Origin of the sequence: Enterococcus sp. 2STP, assembly GCF_032465635.1 — a bacterium.
GTDB lineage: Bacteria > Bacillota > Bacilli > Lactobacillales > Enterococcaceae > Enterococcus_B > Enterococcus_B lactis.
In genome coordinates this window covers 192,088-212,243 of sequence record NZ_JAWDJH010000015.1, presented here as the reverse complement: position 1 = coordinate 212,243, position 20,156 = coordinate 192,088, and the positions used below count along the sequence as shown (strand labels likewise).

The following is a 20,156-nucleotide window of genomic DNA, read 5'->3' as shown; positions in this document are numbered from 1 at the left end:
ATGGAAGAAAAAGTGATCATCGTAGGGGTAGAAACCGAAGCAAACCAGCGTTACTTTTCAGAGTCAATGGAAGAGCTAGTTCAGCTGACGAACACCGCATCAGGAGAAGTCGTATTCACAATTACACAGAAAAGACCACAAGTAGATCGGCAAACGATTATCGGTAAAGGGAAAGTACAAGAATTAGTTCAACAAGCAGATGCGCATGAAGCGGATTTGATCATCTTTAACCATGAGCTGACTCCGAGACAGAGCCAACTGATTACGGATGCTGTTGGCCTTCCGGTGATTGATCGAGTACAGCTGATCCTAGATATTTTTGCGATGCGTGCTCGTTCGAAAGAAGGAAAGCTGCAAGTTGAACTTGCTCAGTTAGAATATCTTCTGCCTCGTTTAGTGGGGCAAGGGAAAACATTGTCTCGTCTTGGTGGTGGGATTGGAACAAGAGGACCAGGTGAAACAAAGTTAGAAACAGACCGTCGACATATACGGAATAAAATTTTTGCTGTTAAGAAAGAATTGAAAGAAGTAGAAGCCCATCGAGAGCGCAACCGTCAAAAAAGAAAAAACAGTGAGATTTTTCAGATTGGTCTTATAGGCTACACGAATGCTGGGAAATCAACCATCTTGAATTTATTGACACAAGCGGATACTTATTCAAAAGACCAGTTGTTTGCAACGTTAGATCCATTGACTAAAAGATGGCGTTTTGCTGAAGGATTTGAGATTACAGTAACAGATACCGTCGGGTTCATCCAAGATCTGCCTACGCAACTGATCGATGCTTTCCATTCTACACTAGAAGAAAGTCAGAATATGGATCTTTTGTTGCATGTAGTCGATGCCAGTTCTCCAGATCGCATTTTACAGGAGCAGACTGTACTAAAATTGATGGATGAATTGAATATGAAAGAAATGCCGATACTGACTGTTTACAATAAGGCAGACCAGATTGATCCAGCGATGTTTACGCCCACATTATTCCCTAATGTCTTGATTTCTGCTCAAACGAAAGAAGGGAAGACGGCATTGATCGAAGCAATCAAACGTCAACTGATGGAACTGATGACACCTTATACACTGTCTGTGCCAAGCAATGAAGGACAGAAATTAAGTGAGTTGAGAAGACAAACGATGGTTTTGGACGAAGCCTACATGGAAGAATCAAACGAGTATGAAGTGAGAGGCTTTGCAAAAAATGATTCAAAATGGTTGAGAAAAAGCAAATAAAATTTTGTTTTTTTACAATAAAAATCACTGGGAAAGAATAGCATAGTACAATAAAAGTAAAAGGTATCTGGTACGAAAATCAACTAGATACCTTTTTTTGCGTTCATGTTTTTTGTTATTTTATAAAAAAATAGAGGTCTCATGTTAGAAAACCTAACATATGCAGTTGACAATATTTTTTTTAATTGGTACACTTTAGCCAACTTATAAAACGAAAGGGGACGTCTGATGGGAGAAAAGGAATTGCGCCGATCTATGTCCGTATTTCCAATTGGTACAGTTATGAAGCTGACTGATTTGTCTGCTCGGCAAATTCGTTACTATGAAGAACAAGATTTAGTTCATCCGGAACGAAGTGAAGGAAATCGCCGCATGTATTCGTTGAATGATATCGATATGCTGCTTGAGATCAAAGATTATCTTTCAGACGGGTTAAACATGGCTGGGATCAAACGTGTATACGAAATGGCACAGGCGAAAAAACAAGAAGCAAAAAGCAAGAAGCCGTTGACAGATCATGACGTTCGACAAATTTTTCGTGATGAGATTTTGGCGCAAGGTGGGTTAAGCAAAACAGGTCATTATCAGTCGCAAGGATTGCAAAGACAATTCTTTGACTGAATAAATTAAAAAAGGAAGAGGGATACCATGGTAAAGAAACAGATAACAGGTGAAGAGATCAAACGAATCATTGAGGAAGAAAACGTACGATTTTTACGATTGATGTTCACAGACATCTTAGGTACGATCAAAAATGTAGAAGTTCCAGTTAGTCAGATCGATAAAGTGTTAGAAAACAAAATGATGTTTGACGGTTCTTCGATTGAAGGATTTGTTCGAATTGAAGAAAGCGATATGTATTTGTATCCAGATCTCTCCACTTGGATGATCTTCCCATGGGAAAGTGCTCATGGAAAAGTTGCTCGTTTAATTTGTGATATCTATAATCCGGATGGGACACCGTTTGCCGGCGATCCTCGCGGGAATTTGAAACGAGCATTGAAAGACATGCGCGACCTTGGTTTTACCTCTTTCAATTTAGGACCTGAACCAGAATTCTTCTTATTTAAATTAGATGAAGACGGTGGAATCACGACGACCTTGAATGATAAAGGTGGTTATTTTGATTTTGCACCAACAGATTTAGGTGAAAATTGCCGCCGAGACATCGTGTTGGAATTAGAAAGCTTAGGCTTTGAAGTGGAAGCTTCACATCATGAAGTAGCGCCAGGACAGCATGAAATTGACTTTAAATATGCAGATGTGGTAGATGCTTGTGATAATATCCAAACCTTCAAGCTCGTTGTCAAAACGATTGCACGCAAGCACGGACTTCACGCAACTTTCATGCCGAAACCGTTATTTGGAATCAATGGTTCTGGTATGCATTGCAATATGTCTTTGTTCAATGATGAAGGTAATGTCTTCTATGATAAAGACGGTGAATTGGAACTAAGTGAAACAGCGTATCATTTCTTAGGCGGGTTGCTGAAACATGCTCGTGCCTATACAGCCGTTTGCAATCCAACAGTCAATTCTTATAAACGTCTCGTTCCAGGTTATGAAGCGCCTGTTTATGTCGCATGGAGCGGTCGTAATCGTTCGCCATTAGTACGTGTACCAGAATCTCGCGGTTTATCCACACGTTTGGAATTGCGTTCAGTTGATCCATCTGCAAACCCATACTTGGCAATGGCAGTGTTGTTGCAAGCAGGACTAGACGGTATCCGTAATCAGATCACACCGCCAGCCGCTGTTGACCGTAACATTTATGTCATGGATGAGGAAGAAAGAGAAGCTGCACATATCCAAGACTTACCTTCAACTATCCATAATGCTATCAAGGAATTACGTAAGGATAATGTAATGATTGATGCATTAGGACAACATATCTTCTCAAATTTTGTTGAAGCAAAACGTCTCGAATGGGCGGCATTCAGACAAACTGTTTCCGAGTGGGAAAGAGAACAATATCTAGAACTTTATTAAAACAGGAATAACGTGAATTAGAGGTTGTGAAATCAGCGTTTTGACCTGAGTATTAGAGAAACAAACGGCAAAATAGTTCCTCATATTTTGCCGTTTTTTGAGCTAATACCGAGGGTCAGCTGATTGAACACCGTTTAGTGGAGAGGTTGTGAAAAAGACGTTTAGTTTCGAGTATTAAGAAAAATTTTGTGAAAATGGTTCCTCAAATTTTTGCATAAATTTGGCTTAATACCGAGAAACTGGCTTTTGAACACCGTTTATCAAGAGGTCGTAAGCCTGCCGTTTAACTCTGAGTCACAAGGAACAATTTCCAAAAACAGCTTTTCATGTTTGCTGGATATTGTGACTTGTGAGCGAGGAGTTGGCAGGAGAACACCATTTATTTAGAAATAAGGGGGGGCACGACGTTTGTCGCCCTCCTTATTTTTTTATCTATTGTTTCACTTGAAATTTTTCAGTAAGATTTCCTGATTTGTTTAAGTTTAACGTTAGCCATGTTTATCTCAAGCCTACTATGTGGGTTAAATTTTTTTGCACTCATAAAGGACTTAAGAAATAATTTCTCAAAGGATACCGAAAAAGAAAAATTGTAAGCGGATAGTCTTCATTTGAGTACTTGACTTTCCCTCAGTCAGCTTGTATTATACACCTTGGGCACCCTTTTAAAGGGTCAGAAGTTTACAGAAATTTCGGCTCCCTATTCTTATTGAAGAATAGGGAGCTTTGTTTATTTTCTGAGACTTTTCCTGCACATAAATTAAAAAGGAGTTTTTGAACTTATGACAAAATATATTTTTGTGACCGGCGGTGTCGTTTCATCAATCGGAAAAGGGATTGTTGCAGCTTCTTTAGGACGCTTATTGAAAAACCGCGGCTTAAAAGTAACTATCCAAAAATTTGATCCATACATCAATGTGGATCCAGGGACGATGAGCCCATATCAGCACGGAGAAGTATTCGTAACAGATGATGGTGCTGAAACAGATTTGGATCTGGGCCACTACGAACGTTTTATTGACATCAATTTGAACAAATACTCCAACGTGACGACAGGAAAAATCTATTCTGAAGTTTTGCGTAAAGAACGTAAGGGCGAATACTTGGGAGCAACAGTTCAAGTTATTCCTCATATTACAAATGAGATCAAAGAAAAAATCATGCGAGCAGCTAAAATGACTGATTCAGATGTGATCATTACAGAAGTAGGAGGAACAGTAGGGGATATAGAATCTTTGCCATTCCTTGAAGCACTTCGTCAAATGAAAGCAGATGTCGGTACAGATAATGTTATGTATATCCATACAACATTGATCCCTTACTTGAAAGCTGCTGGAGAAATGAAAACTAAACCAACACAGCACAGTGTAAAAGAGCTACGCGGTTTAGGTATCCAACCGAATATTTTGGTGGTACGTACAGAGCAACCTGTTTCTCAAAGCGTGAAAAACAAATTGGCACAATTTTGTGATGTCGAGCCAGAAGCAGTCATCGAGTCGCCAGATGTAGATACACTTTACTCCATCCCGTTAGTTTTACAAGCACAAGGAATGGATCAAATCGTTTGCGACCATTTGAAACTAGATACACCAGAAGCAGACATGACAGAATGGAAAGAATTAGAAGAACGTGTCTTGAACTTGAAGAAAAAAGTACGGATCGCACTTGTCGGTAAATACGTCGAGTTACCAGATGCATATATCTCAGTAGTTGAAGCGTTGAAACATTCTGGATTCGCCTATAATTCAGATATCGAGATCGATTGGATCAAAGCACAAGAATTAACGAGAGAAAATGTAGAAGAACGTTTGAAAGATGCAGATGGAATCTTAGTTCCTGGCGGTTTCGGCGATCGCGGAGTAGAAGGGAAAATCGAAGCGATTCGTTATGCTCGCGAAAATGACGTTCCGTTTTTAGGGATTTGTCTTGGTATGCAGATGGCTTGTGTCGAATTTGCACGTAACGTCGTTGGGTTGGAAGATGCGGCATCAGCTGAAACGAATCCAGATACAGCAAACAACATTATTGATTTAATGGCTGACCAGGAAAACATCGAGAATTTGGGTGGAACTTTACGCCTTGGATTATACCCATGTAAAATCAAAAAAGGAACGAAGACGGCTGAAGCATATGATGGAGCTGATGTTGTGCAAGAACGCCACCGTCACCGCTATGAGTTCAACAACAAATATCGTCAAATGTTTGAAGAACAAGGGTTAGTCTTTTCAGGTGTCTCACCAGATAACCGTTTAGTAGAAATCGTAGAACTGCCAGAGAAGAAATTCTTTGTGGGATGCCAATTCCACCCAGAATTGATTTCTCGTCCAAATCGTCCGCAAAAATTAATCAAAGCATTTGTCGGAGCATCATTAGCAGATCATGAAACAAAATAATTTTTTAGCTTGATAGAAAGAGAAAAGCAGCAAGAGAAGGGGATAAGCAATTTTCTTGTCACTTTTCTCTTTTTCTGATTTGTTATTATTTATAGGAAAAAAGATAGGAAGTAAAAGACTTTTTTTGAGTAAAGAGCGATTAAGCATTTTATTTTTTGCAAAAAACTTCTTGAAAATTTTCATTTTCATTGATTTTAGTAGAAAACTACCGAAATGTTTGGTAAAATAGGGTCGTTGGTTAAGAATTGTCTTAACAAATTTAGTTTTACAAAACTTAGGAGGAATTTTATTATGCCAGTAGTATCAGGAGCTGAATTTTTAAAAGCTGCTCGTAAAGGCGGTTACGCTGTCGGCGGGTTCAACACAAACAACTTGGAATGGACTCAAGCAATTCTTGAAGCGGCTGAAGCAAAACAAGCACCAGTACTTATCCAAACATCAATGGGTGCAGCTAAATACATGGGTGGTTACAAAATCTGTAAAGATTTGATCACTGATTTAGTTGAAGCAATGAACATCACTGTTCCAGTTGCTATCCACTTAGACCATGGTGACTACGAAGCTGCTTTGGAATGTATCGAACTAGGCTATACTTCAGTAATGTTCGATGGTTCACATCTACCATTCGAAGAAAACTTGAAATTAGCTAAAGACGTTGTTGAAAAAGCACACGCAAAAGGTATCTCAGTTGAATGTGAAGTTGGTTCAATCGGCGGAGAAGAAGACGGAATCATCGGTAACGGCGAATTAGCTGACATCGAAGAATGCAAACAAATGGTTGCTACAGGTATCGACTACTTAGCTTGCGGTATCGGTAACATCCACGGTCAATATCCAGAAAACTGGAAAGGATTAGCATTTGACCACTTACAAGCAATTGCTGATGCTGTAGGTCCAGACATGCCTTTAGTATTACATGGCGGATCAGGTATTCCTCAAGATCAAATCGAAAAAGCTATCTCAATGGGTATCTCAAAAGTAAATGTTAACACTGAATTCCAATTATCATTTGCTGCAGCTACTCGTAAATATATCGAAGCTGGTAAAGATAAAGAAGGTAAAGGATTCGACCCTCGTAAATTATTAGCTCCAGGTAAAGCAGCAATCGTTGAAGATGCGAAAGCTCATATCGACTGGTTTGGTTCAGCTAACAAAGCGTAAGCATCCACATAACAGATACGATGTATAGGAATGGAGAACGACTTTTGAAGTCGTTCTCCATTCTTTTTTACTTAAAACGGCAGACCATGCTCGTTTCTTTTTTTTATCTATGATAAAATACAAGCATATCCATGAAAAAAGATTAATAAACAAGGTGGAAACAGATGAAAAAAATCGTAATCAAAGGAAACCAACCTTTAGCTGGTGAAGTAACGATCAGCGGTGCAAAAAATAGTGCAGTCGCATTGATTCCAGCTGCAATCTTAGCTGATTCCCCAGTGATTTTGGAAGGTGTGCCGGACATACAAGATGTTCATTCATTAATTGAAATATTAGAGATCATGGGCGCAACGGTCCATTTTTCCAACAACATATTAGAAATTGACCCGCGGGAAATCGTATCGGTTCCGATGCCGCACGGAAAAATCAATAGTTTGCGTGCGTCTTATTATTTTATGGGAACACTGCTTGGTAAATTTGGCGAAGCGGTAGTAGGCCTGCCTGGAGGCTGTTATTTAGGTCCTAGACCGATTGATTTACACGTCAAAGGATTTGAAGCTCTAGGTGCTGAAGTGACAAATGAACATGGTGCCATGTATTTACGGGCAAAAAATGAAGGGTTGCATGGCAATCGGATTTTTATGGACGTGGTTTCAGTCGGAGCTACAATCAATGTGATGTTAGCTGCTGTAAAAGCAAAGGGACAGACAGTAATTGAAAACGCTGCACGAGAACCGGAAATCATCGACGTGGCAACTTTACTGAATAATATGGGGGCAAAAGTTCGAGGAGCGGGTACAGATGTGATCCGTATCGAAGGAGTCGAAGCATTACATGGCTGTCGTCATTTCATGATTCCTGACCGTATCGAAGCAGGAACCTATCTGGCATTAGCAGCTGCAGCAGGAAAAGGTATCAAAGTGAAAAATGTGATTTTTGAACATTTGGAAAGTTTTATAGCAAAATTGCAGGAAATTGGCGTCCATATGAAAATCAGCGAAGATGAAATCGAAGTTTACCCCTCAAAAGAATTAAAAGCCGCAAATATCATGACCTATCCTTATCCAGGATTTGCCACAGATCTGCAGCAACCACTCACTGCGTTGCTATTGATGACCGTAGGCACTTCAGAAATCATCGATACGATCTATGCGAAACGGGTGAATCACGTGCCTGAATTAGCTCGAATGGGCGCTGATATTACCGTGGAAGGAAATATGATCATCGTGAATGGTCCAAATAAACTTCACGGGACAGAAGTCGTGGCTTCCGATCTTCGGGCAGGTGCTTGTTTAGTGATTGCCGGACTATTAGCAGAAGGAACAACGACGATTTATAACGTAGATTATATCTTACGCGGTTATGATCATATTATCGAGAAACTAACAGCCTTAGGGGCATCAATCGAAATGATAGAGGAAGTGGGAGCTGAATGAGCGATTATTTGACAATGGCAGAACTAGAGAACAAAACGTTAAAAGAAGTTTATAGTTATGCCAAAGAATTTAAAATTCCTTATTACAGTAAGATGAACAAAAAGGAATTATCTCTAGCTGTGATTCGTGCACAAGCTGAGAAACAAGGATTTTATTATATGGAAGGGATATTAGATATCGTTGGTCAAGATGGTTACGGTTTTTTACGGCCAATTAACTATGGACCAAGTGCAGAAGATATCTATATTTCTGCCTCACAAATCAGACGATTCAGTTTGAGAAATGGGGACAAAGTGGCAGGAAAAGCCCGTCCACCTAAAGAATCGGAACGTTATTATGGTTTGATGCACGTGGAAAGCGTTAATGGAAAAGATCCGGAAGAAGCAAAAGAACGTCCGCATTTTCCAGCCTTAACACCTCTTTATCCGCAAAGACAGCTTCAACTGGAAACAACACCGCAAAGACTATCTACCCGAATGATCGATATCTTCTCTCCAATCGGTTTTGGTCAGCGTGGATTGATCGTCGCACCACCAAAAGCAGGGAAAACTTCTGTATTAAAAGAAATCGCAAATGGTATCACCGAAAACTATCCGGAAGTAGAATTGATCGTTCTACTGATTGATGAACGTCCGGAAGAAGTAACGGATTTAGAACGAAGCGTGAAAGGCGACGTGGTATCTTCTACATTTGATCTGCAGCCGCAAAACCATACTCGAGTTTCTGAATTAGTATTGGAACGCGCCATGCGTTTGGTCGAAGATAAACGAGATGTCGTTATCTTGATGGATAGTATTACTAGACTTGCTCGGGCCTATAACTTAGTCGTTCCACCAAGCGGACGTACATTGAGTGGCGGGATTGACCCAGCCGCATTGTATAAACCTAAGAAGTTTTTCGGGGCGGCAAGAAACATCGAAGAAGGTGGCAGTTTGACGATTTTAGCGACCGCTTTAGTCGATACAGGAAGCCGCATGGATGACGTGATCTATGAAGAATTCAAAGGAACTGGAAATCTAGAATTACAACTTTCACGCGAGTTATCCGAACGTCGGATCTTCCCAGCCATCGATATCAAAAAATCAGGTACCCGAAAAGAAGAATTATTGATGCCAAGTGAAGAACTAGAAGAAATTTGGAAACTTCGAAAAAATATGACTGGAGATTCATTAGAATATACGGAACAACTGATCCGCTTTTTGCGTAAAACAAAAAACAATCAGCAATTTTTCAAAGAATTTCAAGATGTCTCCTTTGGTAAAAAAAATCCGACCAGAAATCTGAAAAGATAATTGCAACCTTGACTGAAACATGTTAAGATGTTAATGTTGTAAATCGACAAATCAACTCTGGTTCAGCAAATGGAGCAGGGCAAAGGAGCGAAAAAATCATGAAAGAAAACATCCATCCAGATTACCACCCAGTAGTATTCATGGATTCAACAACTGGTTTCAAATTCTTGTCAGGTTCAACAAAAACTTCACAAGAAACAGTTGAATGGGAAGACGGTAATACATACCCAGTCATCCGTGTCGAAGTAACTTCTGACTCACATCCATTCTACACTGGACGTCAAAAATTCACACAAGCAGACGGACGTGTGGACCGTTTCAACAAAAAATACGGTCTCAAAGACGCAAACGCTGCGGAATAATAAAAACGCTGATAACTCAACGTTTAGCAGACTATCCGATAGGGATAGTCTGTTTTTTTCGTTTTTGACCATAATGAATAGATGGATATCGTTACTCAAAAATGGGTGGGATACAGTAAATTTTTTCGAATTTTATTAAATCAAATTTAAATTCATTGATTAAACTATCCATCTCTAATAATTCTAGTCCTTGTAAAATTTTCATTATTCGTTTTCGTCCTTTGATGCTATCTCCTTCTATATGACAGATTAATGCCTTATAAAATTGAATGGATATCTGAGTATCTTTTGCAAACAATAATCTATGATGAGTAGCTTCAAATTTTTGTAAGTATTGTTTAGAAAAGTGAATATTTTTGCGTTCTAACATTAAAAGGAAAGCATTATTATAAAGACTGGATAATATCGGATGAAATATTTCAAAATCGTTGTATTTTTCAATTTTGCGTTCGATTTCTGTAAGCCTTTGGGAAATATAGTTTGTATCAAAAAGAAACAGTAATGAGCTAAAACTGATCATTTCAAATCTTCCCCACTCATTTACTTTTTCTAAATAATTGGCAAAGTGATCCAGGTGTTCTTTATCATTTTTATTCAGCTTACGTTTTTCTATGGGCAGAGTATACCAATCAAAAGTTTTTATGATTAAATAGTTGCGAATATCAACAATGTCTCGTGTAGTATTTGCTTTTTTTCGAATGATTTCTAAAGTATACTTCCGTGATCCTCTATTCTCTCTAGTAGCTTTAATAAAATCTTTTATCTTTTTATTTTTCTTTCGTATGCTATCAAGCTCTAGATATAAGACAAATTCATCCATGGTTATATTCAATTTATCAAGAAATTCCAATAAAATAACAAAAGGTATGCTATTTTTTCCAGTTTCATATCTAGATAATGTATTTCTTGTTGTTATATTGTGAGCTAAATTTTTTTGAGAGATACCTCTTTCTACACGCAACTTCTTAAGCAATTCCCCGCTATCCATATCACCGCTCCGTTCTTTTATAATTGTTATGCGCAAATTAATCACAAAATGAAAATAATACGTATTTTTAATCATAATAACATAGTAGATAAAATAAAAACACGGGAGGTGTGTATTTAATATTGAAAATCGGAGATAGGTTGTTACTTGGATGGTGGATAGATTGTCGATCGATTATTTATCCCAGTTCTAAATGTTTCTGCAAGCAAAGTAGTTAATTCTAAGACAACAAATGAAAAAATGATTTCAGATTTTACGGATGAAAAATTAGATATATTCACGAAGTTGTTTGATATTACGGAAACTACAAAGTTAGTAAGTACAATAGTAACTAATGATATGAAGTCAAGATTTCAAATGAATTACGCAATAGAAATATGATTATTCATGTACCAAAAAGCTCGTTGGATTTAACAAACGCAAAAGTTCTACAAGTTACAGAAAATTCAAAGGATTTATATACGATCACGGTGCCCATAGTAGATGATGATTATAATTTATTTAGTAATTTGACGGTTACTTACAGTCAGAATGGAGAAAATGAAGGATATCAAGAAACTATTATTAGTCGAGGGTTGAACAATAAAATTCAAATTGAATCTTATGTAAACGGTAAATTGATGAAATCTGATTTACTTAATGAAGAGTTTTTATCTAACGAGCAAATTAAGAAGGACATGCAAAATGTATAAAAGCAAGGAGTTTTGTTACCTCAGAGTAGAGGTGTTGCTGCTAAAATTGCTTGTATTGTTGTTGTTCTTGGTATTAGTAAATACGTTGCGACTATCATTGCAGGAGCTTGTGTTGCTCCGTGCCCAGCTATACAAGTTATTTGTGCTGCTTGTATTGGAGGTTTTGCAGCTTTAGGCACTGGGACGATGAGTTTCGTAGTGGCTTGTTTTAAACTTTGATTGGATTGATGAGATGTGAAAAAGTCGATTAAAACTAGCAGAATAATTATATCGTTTCTATGTCTCTTTGTAGTAGCATTCTCGTTGATTTTTTTTCAAACAGGCAGATTTGGTATGAATAATATTCTACCTGTGATAAAGACAGAAATGTTAAAATCAAAGCTTGAAGGTTCTGATACTTTTTTATTATATGTAGGTAGACCGACTTGTATTCAATGCCAAGAAATCGAACCTACCGAACCTACCCTTCGGAACATATTAAAAAGTGTAGAAATAAAAGCCAGCTACTATAGAACTGATATAGCTCGAAACGAAGATGAAAAGAGCTTAGAGGAAGTAGCTGAAAAGCTTGATTTAACTGTAGTACCCTCATTATTAATCATTTCTAAAGGTGTTTTAGTTGATAGATTAGATGGTGTTTACACTGAAAAAGCTATTTCTGAATTTTTAGAAAATAATAAAACTATTTTTGAGGAGGATGCATAGTTGTTTATCCCTATATATAGCATGATACTTCTAGGCTTATTTTTAGTATTTTGTCTTTACGCTCTGAAAATACTTCAAAAAAATAATGATGATACGCGACGACAAATAGCACAATTAAGAAAAGATATTGAGTTGATCTTGGAAAAAATTAGGGAAAATAATTAAAATGGTGGATTTACGTTACTTAGATAATTATTCTAAGCGAGTGTTTTTGTTAGCGGTTTCGTTTGTCTCTGGATGCTTTATCAGTCCTAGCGAATTAAAATTAAGTAATTTCAATTTTCGTACATTGACAAATGAGTGCGAGAACAAATTTATTTTTAGCTTATTTACGGATAGTCAAACTATTGATAGGTTATCCAAAGCATATGGACAAAAGTATCTAAACTTGGATTTTCTTGAAAATCAAGGGAAAACTTCATGGTGTGCAGCATACGCTACTACAAATAGCATTAGGGGTGTTAGGAGTGAAGTATAAAAAAATTTCTTCTCTTATTCTAGTAACAATATTATTATGTACGGCTTGTTCTTCTCCCGCTAGTCAACCGAAGAAAAAAGAACTAGAATTATCAAAGGAAGAATGGGAGCAGCTAACTTTTTTTTGTGGAGAATGGGTATATATGGGAGATGAATCAATGTGGACAATCAACGTTGATAAACATTCAATAGACATTTCGTATGATAAACACCAGTTTAATGGTGCTTTCACAGGCATAAAAGTAAATGATGGGTTGACGATATATTGTGAAGATAATCAATGGGCCTACACATTGGATAAGAGAGATGATGAGCGGATATTCGTTATACGCAGTAAGCTAGATTCTGGAACGACTTCAAATGCGATGGGAATAGAGTTAACGAAAAAGCCAAGAAATTAGAATAATTATAAATGAGAGCAAATTCAAGAGTTTGCTATAAGACAAGTGATAAAAACACCATATATTAACGAAATGAAGAGGGGGTATTTCGAAGTAAAAAACCATTTACCTAAAATTAGAAGCTAAGCTTTCCTTTCAAGGAAGGCTTTTTGTTTTGTTATAGAATTGCGATTGTTTATGAGCTGAATCGTTCATTTTGATGACTGAAACACTAGGATGATGGGTCTTTTTCCTCTGTTCATTCATAATATTGAACGGTACAGCTAGCGATGCTATACTGACCTCAGTTCCAAGAAAACGTTAACATTTTTTGTGGGGGAGAGGTTTTATATGAGGTTTGATCAATTGATCGCAGAAGAACTGATTGTTTTCGATCCATCGATAGATTCAAAAGGATCATTATTTGAGCGAATAGGGGATGTGTTGGAAAAAACAAATAAGGTAAGAAATGTTCAAAAAGTCGTTAAGGCACTATTCAAACGAGAGGAGGAGATCTCCACAGGGATAGAAGATGGATTTGGGATTCCCCATGCAAAAAGCAAGTATGTGACAAAACCAGCGCTGTGTTTTTTTCATACAGCCAAATTAACGGACTATAGCGGGATAGACGGAATGCCAATTGAATATATTTTTGCCATCGTAGTTCCTGAAAAATCAGCAGATATGCATCTAGAGATTCTCAGCACACTCTCCAGACGATTGATGAATGCAGATTTTAGAAAGGGAATAAAAGAAGCCACTACGCCAGCAGATATCATCAGACAGATTAGTCAAGAATGAAAATAGTAGAGTCTTTGTCCGAGTAGCGATAGTAAAGAAAAAGGAGGAAAACAACCATGAAAATCGTTGGTGTAACTGCTTGTCCAACTGGAATTGCTCATACTTATATGTCGGCAGAAAAATTAGAAGTAACAGCAAGAAATCTAAACCATCAAGCAAAATTCGAAACACAAGGTGTAAAAACAGAAAATCAGTTATCTGAACAAGAAATCAAAGAGGCAGATGCAATCATTCTTGCAGTAGATAAAGAAATCGAATTGGACCGATTTGCCGGGAAAAAAGTAAAGCGTGTCTCTACAAGCCGAGCAATCAAAGAACCGCAAGTAGTGATAGACGAAGCATTGAGAAATATTGGCGTATTCGTTGTGTCTAATGAAAAAGAACAAGTTGCAAATGAGAAAAAGCCGACAATCTATAATCATTTCATGAATGGTGTGAATTACATGCTTCCATTTGTGATCGCAGGCGGAATCATCATCGCACTGAGTTTTGCCTTTGGGATTACAGCGGCTGATCCCAACTCAGCAGACTATAATGTGTTAGCAGCTGCATTTTCAAGGATCGGAGGAGATACAGCGTTTGCCATGATGGTTCCTGCGTTAGGCGCGGGGATTGCTACATCGATTGCTGGAAAAGCTGGTTTTGCCCCAGGAATTGTTGCCGGATTACTGGCCTCTACAGGTGGTTCAGGTTTTCTTGGCGGAATGATTGGCGGCGTGATAGCAGGGTATATCTGTGATTTTCTGGCAAATAAAATCAGCGTAAAAAAAGAATTTTCTGCTATTTATCAGCTGATTGTCGTTCCCCTTTTATCGATCTTAATAATTGGGCTGTTAATGGTATTTGTGATTGAACAACCAATCACATGGGTGTTGGATGCTTTGACAAATTGGCTGAATAGCTTGGGAAATACATCCGGGCTATTGTTCGGATTACTTATCGGTATCATGATGGCAGCTGATATGGGTGGGCCGATCAATAAATCGATTTCGACTTTCTCAATCGGTTTGATGTCAGCTGGGGTAAATGCACCGATTGCTGCCTGTATGGCTGCAGGAATGACGCCTCCCCTAGGTATTGCTTTAGCCACTTTATTATTCAAACATAAATTTACTAAAGAAGAACGGACTTCAGGACAATCATGCTGGATTTTAGGCGCTTCGTATATTACAGAAGGTGCTATACCGTTTGCGGTATCTGACCCGATCCGCGTGATACCTAGTTTGATGACAGGTTCAGCAGTTGCTGCAGGGATTTCCATGGCAGCAGGAGTAACTTCAATGGCACCTCATGGAGGAATTTGGGTGATGCTAATTCCAAATGTCATGAACAATTTACCTATGTATGTCTTGGCAATTGCAGCAGGTACAGTCACTACAGCCTTTATGCTTGGACTATTGAAAAAAACAGTGAAAGAGAAAAAACAAGACAAGTGGACGAAAAATGAAAATCTAACAAATGAGGTGGAAGCGTAATGTTATATACAATGAAAGAGTTATTGAAAGTGGCTAAAGAGAATCAATTTGCAGTACCAGCCTTCAATATTTGTAGCTATGATATGATGAAAGCAATCATCGAAGAAGCAGAGAGATTAGAAGCACCAGTAATCTTAGAAATTCATCCTGATGAAATCGCCTATTTGAGTGATGAATTTGTTGCGGCAGTAAGAGCCTATGCTTATACAAGTAAACTGCCGATCGTTATCCACTTAGATCATGGCGGTACGATAGAAGATGTCTTACGGGCGATTCGAAACGGCTATTCTTCCGTGATGATTGATGCGTCTTTGAAATCATTCGACGACAATGTACAGATTACGAAAAAAGTGGTTGCGTTAGCTCATGCGGTAAATGTCTCAGTGGAAGCTGAGCTTGGAACGATTGGGAATAATGGTTCTGCTGAAGGGGGTGCTGAAACAATTATTTATACAGATCCTGATCAAGCGAAGATTTTTGTGAAAGAAACAGGAATCGATACACTTGCTGTAGCAATTGGAACAGCGCATGGCTTGTATCCGAAAAATAGAACTCCAAAATTAAATATCGACTTACTGAAAGAATTGAACCAACAAATCAATCTTCCATTTGTTTTGCATGGCGGTTCAGGTAATCCGGACGCAGAAGTCAGCGAAGCTGTAAAATACGGAGTTGCCAAAGTGAATTTGAGCTCAGATCTTAAAAGTGTCTTTTTCAATGCTTTGAGAGAAATATTGAGTGAACATCCATCGATGTACGAGCCGAATGCAATTTATCCAGCAGCTAATAAAAAGGTACAAGAAGTAGTCAAACATAAAATGGAAATTTTGAACACAGTAGGCAAGGCTAGTTTATACTAAAAATAAAAATGTGTAATCAAAAGGGTGTGACAATAGTCTTGTCATACCCTCTTTTGGATACATGATGTTCAGAAGTAGTTTTTTCGAAAAGTTTCTTCTTACTTCTTGAAGCCAATCACTTCTGTCACAACCTCTTTTTTCCTGTTACTATATAAAGTAAATGGGGTGATTTTATGTTGAATGAAGTGGAGAATAGACAGCAGGAGATTGTGAATTATCTAAAAAACAATCAATTTGCAAGAGTCATCGATTTGATCGAGTTAGTAAATTATAGCGAAGCCACGATTAAACGTGACCTTGTTTTTCTGGAAAAAAGTGGATTGATCCGTAGAGTTCGCGGTGGCGCCATGCTTGTTGACAATCGAAAAATTGACGTGCCTTACCTGATGAAGATCACCAAATTAGAAGAAGAAACAGAAAAACGTAAGATTGCAGATACAGCTTCTTCTTTGATTCGAGATGATATGGTCTTGTTCTTGGATTCCAGTACAACCTCTTTACATTTAGTCCGAAACTTAGCAAGATTTGATGGTTTGCAGATTATTACGAATGGCATAGTCACAGCTGCTATGTTGAGTGAATACACAACGGCAAAAGTATCTGTACTGGGTGGGGCAATTGTTCCGAAACGAGCAACAATCAACGGTTCAAAAGCTTATAATGATGCATTGTCATATTATGCGGATTTAGCGGTAATCAGTTGTCGCGGGCTAGATTTCAGCCAAGGAGTAACAGAAACTCATGAAGGAGAGGCAATGGTCAAAAAAGCTTTTAGAAAACAAGCAGACCGGCTTGCCGTTTTAGTTACACAGCAAAAAATTGCACATAAATTCATGCATCAAGCCATTGCTTTTCATGAAATCGATTATCTGGTGACAAGTAACGAACTGGCAAAAGAACAGTATGAGAAAGTAAAGGAACACCATATCGAATGTCTGTATGGATGAATTATTGCGTGAATATTCTAAGGTGTTTTCCCATTTTTTCATTTTCTTAGATAGGACCTTATCTTTGCTCACTTCTCTTAGCCGATGGTATAATAATGAAAAGGTTATCTTGTTAGATAATCTTACTTTTTTATCCAGGAGAAAGGAGTGCAGAAAATGAAACATGTGAAGGCGTTGGTAGTGAAGGCAATCATGATCTGGGCAATTCTGTGGGTCGTGCTGACCGGTTTATACGGTGTTAGCTTTATGGATTCAACGATTGTTGGAGTAATTATCGTAGTGATGATCTATGTGCTAGGGGATCTGTTGATCTTACGTAAAGTAGGGAACATCGCAGCGACGATCGCAGATGCTGGTTCAGCTGCAGTTATCTTGTGGCTCTATCTATACTTTATGAATGATACAGTCGATATTTGGATGAAAGTCTTGGTTCCTGCTCTATTGATCGGTGTGGCAGAATGGTTCTTCCACAAGTGGTTGTTAAGTCAAGGAATCGTACCAGACGAACGAAAAATGGAATAAAGCATCAGTTGTTTTTATCAAAAAACCGCTCAGATCATTTTCAGATCTGAACGGTTTTTTTATCTATTCATCAAGATCAAATTTCATTTTTCAATGATTCAATCAATTCGCCCTCTGCTTCATGACTATGTTTTCGGCCATTAGCGAGATAGAGCGCTGTACATATCAATGGAATGACTCCGGCAATCACATACAATCCTCTAAATGAAGTAAGAGATTTTAGCATCCCCATCAAATAAGGACCAACCCCTAAGCCTAGGTCTAAACCAATAAAGTAGGTAGACAAAGCAATACTGATGCGGTGTTCTTTTACGATCTTCAAACAGACAGCTTGTCCATTTGACATGAACGTACCATAACCTAAGCCGACTAATGCTCCAGAAATAAGCAATGTCACACTATTTGTCGTTACACTCAGTAAAAATAATCCTGCTGTTAAGAATAAATAGCTAGGATACATCACGTATTGTTCTCCTTTGACATCGAAAATCCTTCCAGTCAATGGACGTGTAAATGTGATGACCAAAGCATATACGACGAAGAAAAATGACCCAGCAGCAACTAAGTGGATTACTTTTGTATAAGAAGATAAAAATGATAAAACACTTGAATAAGAAAGACCCATCAAAAAGGCGATTCCTGTAATGAAAAGTGCTTTCTTTTCAATAAAACTATTGATATTCCATGAACGAAGAGATATTTTTTGTTCTTCAGATAATGGAATATTTTTTACAGGAAAGACAAGGCAGGCAATCGTAACAAAGAAGACCAGTACAATTGAAAACCAAATAATGAAACGAAAGTCAGTCATGTTCAGCAAAATCATTCCTAAAAATGGTCCAACAGCGGCAGCTAAACTAGTACTTAATCCGTAATAATTGATGCCTTCCCCTTTTTTAGATGCAGGGATATATGCAGTAACGATAGCATTTGTAGCTGTAGAAACTGTACCGTAACCAAATCCATTCAAGAATCGAACTAAATACAATGCCCCGATAGTTGGTGTATAAAGATAAGCTAATGTTGTCAGAAGATAGAAAATCGCGCCGCCTCTTAAGGTAAACTTCCGACCAAATAGTTCTAACTGTTTCCCCATGAATAAGCGTGCCAGCAATGTTCCGATGATATATATTCCAGAAGCAAAACCTGCTTGGCTCAAGCTGGCGTGTAATGTGTCTTGCGCAATGACTGCCATGATGACCATCAACAGATAATAAATCAGGTAGACGATAAAATTGATCAATGTGATTCCGATAAAATATTTATTAAATAATTTCTTTTCCATGTATGTTATACATTCCCCTTAAGCTGAATATGCTTTTAATTTTTGTATTTGAACTTCTACATCGTGATAATTGGATGGATAGCGATCAACAAGTTGGCGAATAAATAAATCCCGTGTAGACATAAACAGGTTTAAAAATTCTTCGCATTCGTTTGTTGGATTCTCATCCACTGCTTTGATCAATTCGATCGAGTTTTGATACGCATCATTTAAAAAGACTAAAGAAGCTTTCATGTCAAATCTTGTTTGATACGCTGTTTCTAATCGATTAATGATTGTGTTCATCCAGTAATTCATGTTTTTTCCCTCTATTCTTAAAAAATTTTACTTCTGCAGTATAACGAATAAAAAAAAGGAAAAAAATCGCATAAGTGATAGAAAAAGGTACTTAACAAATGTTAATATCATTAGTAAAATACCTTTGGACTTTAAAAAGTTTTAAAGTACTGTATGATCTTTTTAGATGAAAGTTTGGATGGGGGAGCATCATTGGATAGTAGAGTCTTAAAGGAATATTTGGATAAAAATGATTTTCCGATAATACGCAAAGGATATCATAAATATTTGACATTCGAAGGGATGGAAGATTCCCATACGTATATCTTGAAAGAGGGAACGGTAAAAGCAAGTGTTATTTCAAATGATGGGAGAGAATTTAACCTTCGCTATATCAAAGATCTTGAAATCGTCTCTCTTTTAAAAGACGAATATTCACAATTCATCGATTCGCCGTATAATATTCGAGTTGAATCAGAATATGCAGAGTTTTATCGAATCAATCGTGTGCGATTTTGGCAAAATATCAACCAAGATCCAAAGCTGCAACACTATGTAAAAGAGTATTACCGCTATCGCTTGCTTTATTCGATGAAAAAAATGCAACAAATGCTGTTAAATGGAAAACTGGGAGCTGTTTGTACGCAACTTTACGAATTATATGATTTATTCGGTGTGCGAACAGAAGAGGGGATGTTGATCGATTTTTCGATCACAAATGAAGAAATCGCCAAATTTTGTGGTATTTCAACTGCTAGCAGTGTGAACAGAATTTTAAAGCAGTTGAAAAAAGATGGTATTATCACAGTGAAAGATCATCATATCGTTATTTTGAATATGGACTTGTTAGAAGACAATATTATCTTTTGATGAACAAAGAGGTTGTAA

21 protein-coding genes are annotated in these 20,156 nt (G+C 37.7%); 17 read left to right on the top strand and 4 right to left on the bottom strand.

Annotated elements, in window-relative coordinates:
• From hflX to RWU19_RS06385, 4 genes are all read left to right on the top strand, one after another.
• Complete coding sequence (hflX, locus tag RWU19_RS06400; protein WP_086286548.1) at window positions 1-1,230, top strand: GTPase HflX; 1,230 nt, start codon at window positions 1-3, stop codon at window positions 1,228-1,230.
• Window positions 1,231-1,458: 228 nt separating this feature from the next.
• Window positions 1,459-1,851, top strand: coding sequence for a MerR family transcriptional regulator (locus RWU19_RS06395; protein ID WP_002290339.1), 393 nt, complete (start codon window positions 1,459-1,461; stop codon window positions 1,849-1,851).
• A 27-nt stretch (window positions 1,852-1,878) separates the two neighbouring features.
• Window positions 1,879-3,219: a type I glutamate--ammonia ligase gene (gene glnA / locus RWU19_RS06390; protein WP_002287001.1), complete on the top strand. Its 1,341-nt coding sequence runs from the start codon at window positions 1,879-1,881 to the stop codon at window positions 3,217-3,219.
• Between the two features lie 779 nt (window positions 3,220-3,998).
• The gene (locus RWU19_RS06385) at window positions 3,999-5,609 is read left to right on the top strand and encodes a CTP synthase (protein WP_002310226.1); all 1,611 of its coding nucleotides are present in this window, start codon (window positions 3,999-4,001) and stop codon (window positions 5,607-5,609) included.
• Here the strand turns inward: RWU19_RS06385 and RWU19_RS06380 are convergent.
• Entirely contained in the window at window positions 5,586-5,798 is a 213-nt protein-coding gene (locus RWU19_RS06380) for a hypothetical protein (RefSeq protein WP_080263695.1), read from the bottom strand. The two genes, RWU19_RS06385 and RWU19_RS06380, sit on opposite strands and share 24 nt — an antisense overlap.
• A gap of 102 nt (window positions 5,799-5,900) precedes the next feature.
• Between RWU19_RS06380 and RWU19_RS06375 the strand changes: the two genes are divergently transcribed.
• The 4 genes from RWU19_RS06375 to RWU19_RS06360 all read left to right on the top strand — a co-directional run bounded on the left by RWU19_RS06375 (window position 5,901) and on the right by RWU19_RS06360 (window position 9,860).
• The gene (locus RWU19_RS06375; protein ID WP_002290335.1) at window positions 5,901-6,770 is read left to right on the top strand and encodes a class II fructose-bisphosphate aldolase; all 870 of its coding nucleotides are present in this window, start codon (window positions 5,901-5,903) and stop codon (window positions 6,768-6,770) included.
• 164 nt (window positions 6,771-6,934) lie between these two features.
• Complete coding sequence (locus RWU19_RS06370) at window positions 6,935-8,206, top strand: UDP-N-acetylglucosamine 1-carboxyvinyltransferase (protein ID WP_123838079.1); 1,272 nt, start codon at window positions 6,935-6,937, stop codon at window positions 8,204-8,206.
• Window positions 8,203-9,498: a transcription termination factor Rho gene (rho, locus tag RWU19_RS06365; protein ID WP_002290332.1), complete on the top strand. Its 1,296-nt coding sequence runs from the start codon at window positions 8,203-8,205 to the stop codon at window positions 9,496-9,498. The genes RWU19_RS06370 and rho overlap by 4 nt, the downstream gene beginning before the upstream one ends.
• Window positions 9,499-9,596: 98 nt before the next feature.
• Complete coding sequence (locus tag RWU19_RS06360) at window positions 9,597-9,860, top strand: type B 50S ribosomal protein L31 (RefSeq protein WP_002290330.1); 264 nt, start codon at window positions 9,597-9,599, stop codon at window positions 9,858-9,860.
• Window positions 9,861-9,951: 91 nt separating this feature from the next.
• Here the strand turns inward: RWU19_RS06360 and RWU19_RS06355 are convergent, their stop codons facing one another.
• Entirely contained in the window at window positions 9,952-10,848 is an 897-nt protein-coding gene (locus RWU19_RS06355) for a helix-turn-helix domain-containing protein (RefSeq protein ID WP_002310228.1), read from the bottom strand.
• A 377-nt stretch (window positions 10,849-11,225) separates the two neighbouring features.
• Here RWU19_RS06355 and RWU19_RS06350 point away from each other — a divergent pair, with 377 nt between their 5' ends.
• The 8 genes from RWU19_RS06350 (at window position 11,226) to RWU19_RS06315 (ending at window position 17,707) form a co-directional block, all read left to right on the top strand.
• Window positions 11,226-11,540 carry a hypothetical protein gene (locus RWU19_RS06350; RefSeq protein ID WP_002328993.1) on the top strand — a complete coding sequence of 105 codons (315 nt, stop codon included), beginning with the start codon at window positions 11,226-11,228 and terminating at the stop codon, window positions 11,538-11,540.
• A 333-nt stretch (window positions 11,541-11,873) separates the two neighbouring features.
• Window positions 11,874-12,245 carry a thioredoxin family protein gene (locus tag RWU19_RS06345; protein ID WP_123838080.1) on the top strand — a complete coding sequence of 124 codons (372 nt, stop codon included), beginning with the start codon at window positions 11,874-11,876 and terminating at the stop codon, window positions 12,243-12,245.
• 620 nt (window positions 12,246-12,865) lie between these two features.
• A complete protein-coding gene (locus tag RWU19_RS06340) occupies window positions 12,866-13,123 on the top strand; it encodes a hypothetical protein (protein WP_316032188.1) in 258 nt (85 codons plus the stop codon).
• Window positions 13,124-13,453: 330 nt separating this feature from the next.
• On the top strand, window positions 13,454-13,903 hold the full coding sequence (locus tag RWU19_RS06335) for a PTS sugar transporter subunit IIA (protein ID WP_002372778.1): 450 nt from the start codon (window positions 13,454-13,456) through the stop codon (window positions 13,901-13,903).
• Between the two features lie 56 nt (window positions 13,904-13,959).
• The gene (locus RWU19_RS06330; protein WP_002328998.1) at window positions 13,960-15,378 is read left to right on the top strand and encodes a PTS fructose transporter subunit IIC; all 1,419 of its coding nucleotides are present in this window, start codon (window positions 13,960-13,962) and stop codon (window positions 15,376-15,378) included.
• Entirely contained in the window at window positions 15,378-16,238 is an 861-nt protein-coding gene (locus RWU19_RS06325) for a ketose-bisphosphate aldolase (protein WP_123838081.1), read from the top strand. The genes RWU19_RS06330 and RWU19_RS06325 overlap by 1 nt, the downstream gene beginning before the upstream one ends.
• A gap of 173 nt (window positions 16,239-16,411) precedes the next feature.
• Entirely contained in the window at window positions 16,412-17,185 is a 774-nt protein-coding gene (locus RWU19_RS06320) for a DeoR/GlpR family DNA-binding transcription regulator (RefSeq protein ID WP_002372773.1), read from the top strand.
• A 156-nt stretch (window positions 17,186-17,341) separates the two neighbouring features.
• Window positions 17,342-17,707 carry a DUF2512 family protein gene (locus tag RWU19_RS06315; protein WP_047928074.1) on the top strand — a complete coding sequence of 122 codons (366 nt, stop codon included), beginning with the start codon at window positions 17,342-17,344 and terminating at the stop codon, window positions 17,705-17,707.
• 76 nt (window positions 17,708-17,783) lie between these two features.
• Here the strand turns inward: RWU19_RS06315 and RWU19_RS06310 are convergent, their stop codons facing one another.
• Both RWU19_RS06310 and RWU19_RS06305 read right to left on the bottom strand, forming a co-directional pair.
• The gene (locus RWU19_RS06310; protein ID WP_123838082.1) at window positions 17,784-18,992 is read right to left on the bottom strand and encodes an MFS transporter; all 1,209 of its coding nucleotides are present in this window, start codon (window positions 18,990-18,992) and stop codon (window positions 17,784-17,786) included.
• Between the two features lie 18 nt (window positions 18,993-19,010).
• A complete protein-coding gene (locus RWU19_RS06305; RefSeq protein ID WP_002289230.1) occupies window positions 19,011-19,289 on the bottom strand; it encodes a hypothetical protein in 279 nt (92 codons plus the stop codon).
• Window positions 19,290-19,481: 192 nt separating this feature from the next.
• Here RWU19_RS06305 and RWU19_RS06300 point away from each other — a divergent pair, with 192 nt between their 5' ends.
• A complete protein-coding gene (locus RWU19_RS06300) occupies window positions 19,482-20,138 on the top strand; it encodes a Crp/Fnr family transcriptional regulator (protein WP_002289231.1) in 657 nt (218 codons plus the stop codon).
• Window positions 20,139-20,156 lie beyond the last annotated feature (18 nt).

Bases quoted from the DNA above. Each gene is read 5' to 3' on its own strand.
- hflX (WP_086286548.1), top strand. From the start codon at position 1: ATGGAAGAAAAAGTGATCATCGTAGGGGTAGAAACCGAAGCAAACCAG.
- RWU19_RS06395 (WP_002290339.1), top strand. From the start codon at position 1,459: ATGGGAGAAAAGGAATTGCGCCGATCTATGTCCGTATTTCCAATTGGT.
- glnA (WP_002287001.1), top strand. From the start codon at position 1,879: ATGGTAAAGAAACAGATAACAGGTGAAGAGATCAAACGAATCATTGAG.
- RWU19_RS06385 (WP_002310226.1), top strand. From the start codon at position 3,999: ATGACAAAATATATTTTTGTGACCGGCGGTGTCGTTTCATCAATCGGA.
- RWU19_RS06380 (WP_080263695.1), bottom strand. From the start codon at position 5,798: ATGAAAATGAAAATTTTCAAGAAGTTTTTTGCAAAAAATAAAATGCTT.
- RWU19_RS06375 (WP_002290335.1), top strand. From the start codon at position 5,901: ATGCCAGTAGTATCAGGAGCTGAATTTTTAAAAGCTGCTCGTAAAGGC.
- RWU19_RS06370 (WP_123838079.1), top strand. From the start codon at position 6,935: ATGAAAAAAATCGTAATCAAAGGAAACCAACCTTTAGCTGGTGAAGTA.
- rho (WP_002290332.1), top strand. From the start codon at position 8,203: ATGAGCGATTATTTGACAATGGCAGAACTAGAGAACAAAACGTTAAAA.
- RWU19_RS06360 (WP_002290330.1), top strand. From the start codon at position 9,597: ATGAAAGAAAACATCCATCCAGATTACCACCCAGTAGTATTCATGGAT.
- RWU19_RS06355 (WP_002310228.1), bottom strand. From the start codon at position 10,848: ATGGATAGCGGGGAATTGCTTAAGAAGTTGCGTGTAGAAAGAGGTATC.
- RWU19_RS06350 (WP_002328993.1), top strand. From the start codon at position 11,226: ATGATTATTCATGTACCAAAAAGCTCGTTGGATTTAACAAACGCAAAA.
- RWU19_RS06345 (WP_123838080.1), top strand. From the start codon at position 11,874: ATGAATAATATTCTACCTGTGATAAAGACAGAAATGTTAAAATCAAAG.
- RWU19_RS06340 (WP_316032188.1), top strand. From the start codon at position 12,866: ATGGGAGATGAATCAATGTGGACAATCAACGTTGATAAACATTCAATA.
- RWU19_RS06335 (WP_002372778.1), top strand. From the start codon at position 13,454: ATGAGGTTTGATCAATTGATCGCAGAAGAACTGATTGTTTTCGATCCA.
- RWU19_RS06330 (WP_002328998.1), top strand. From the start codon at position 13,960: ATGAAAATCGTTGGTGTAACTGCTTGTCCAACTGGAATTGCTCATACT.
- RWU19_RS06325 (WP_123838081.1), top strand. From the start codon at position 15,378: ATGTTATATACAATGAAAGAGTTATTGAAAGTGGCTAAAGAGAATCAA.
- RWU19_RS06320 (WP_002372773.1), top strand. From the start codon at position 16,412: ATGTTGAATGAAGTGGAGAATAGACAGCAGGAGATTGTGAATTATCTA.
- RWU19_RS06315 (WP_047928074.1), top strand. From the start codon at position 17,342: ATGAAACATGTGAAGGCGTTGGTAGTGAAGGCAATCATGATCTGGGCA.
- RWU19_RS06310 (WP_123838082.1), bottom strand. From the start codon at position 18,992: ATGGAAAAGAAATTATTTAATAAATATTTTATCGGAATCACATTGATC.
- RWU19_RS06305 (WP_002289230.1), bottom strand. From the start codon at position 19,289: ATGAATTACTGGATGAACACAATCATTAATCGATTAGAAACAGCGTAT.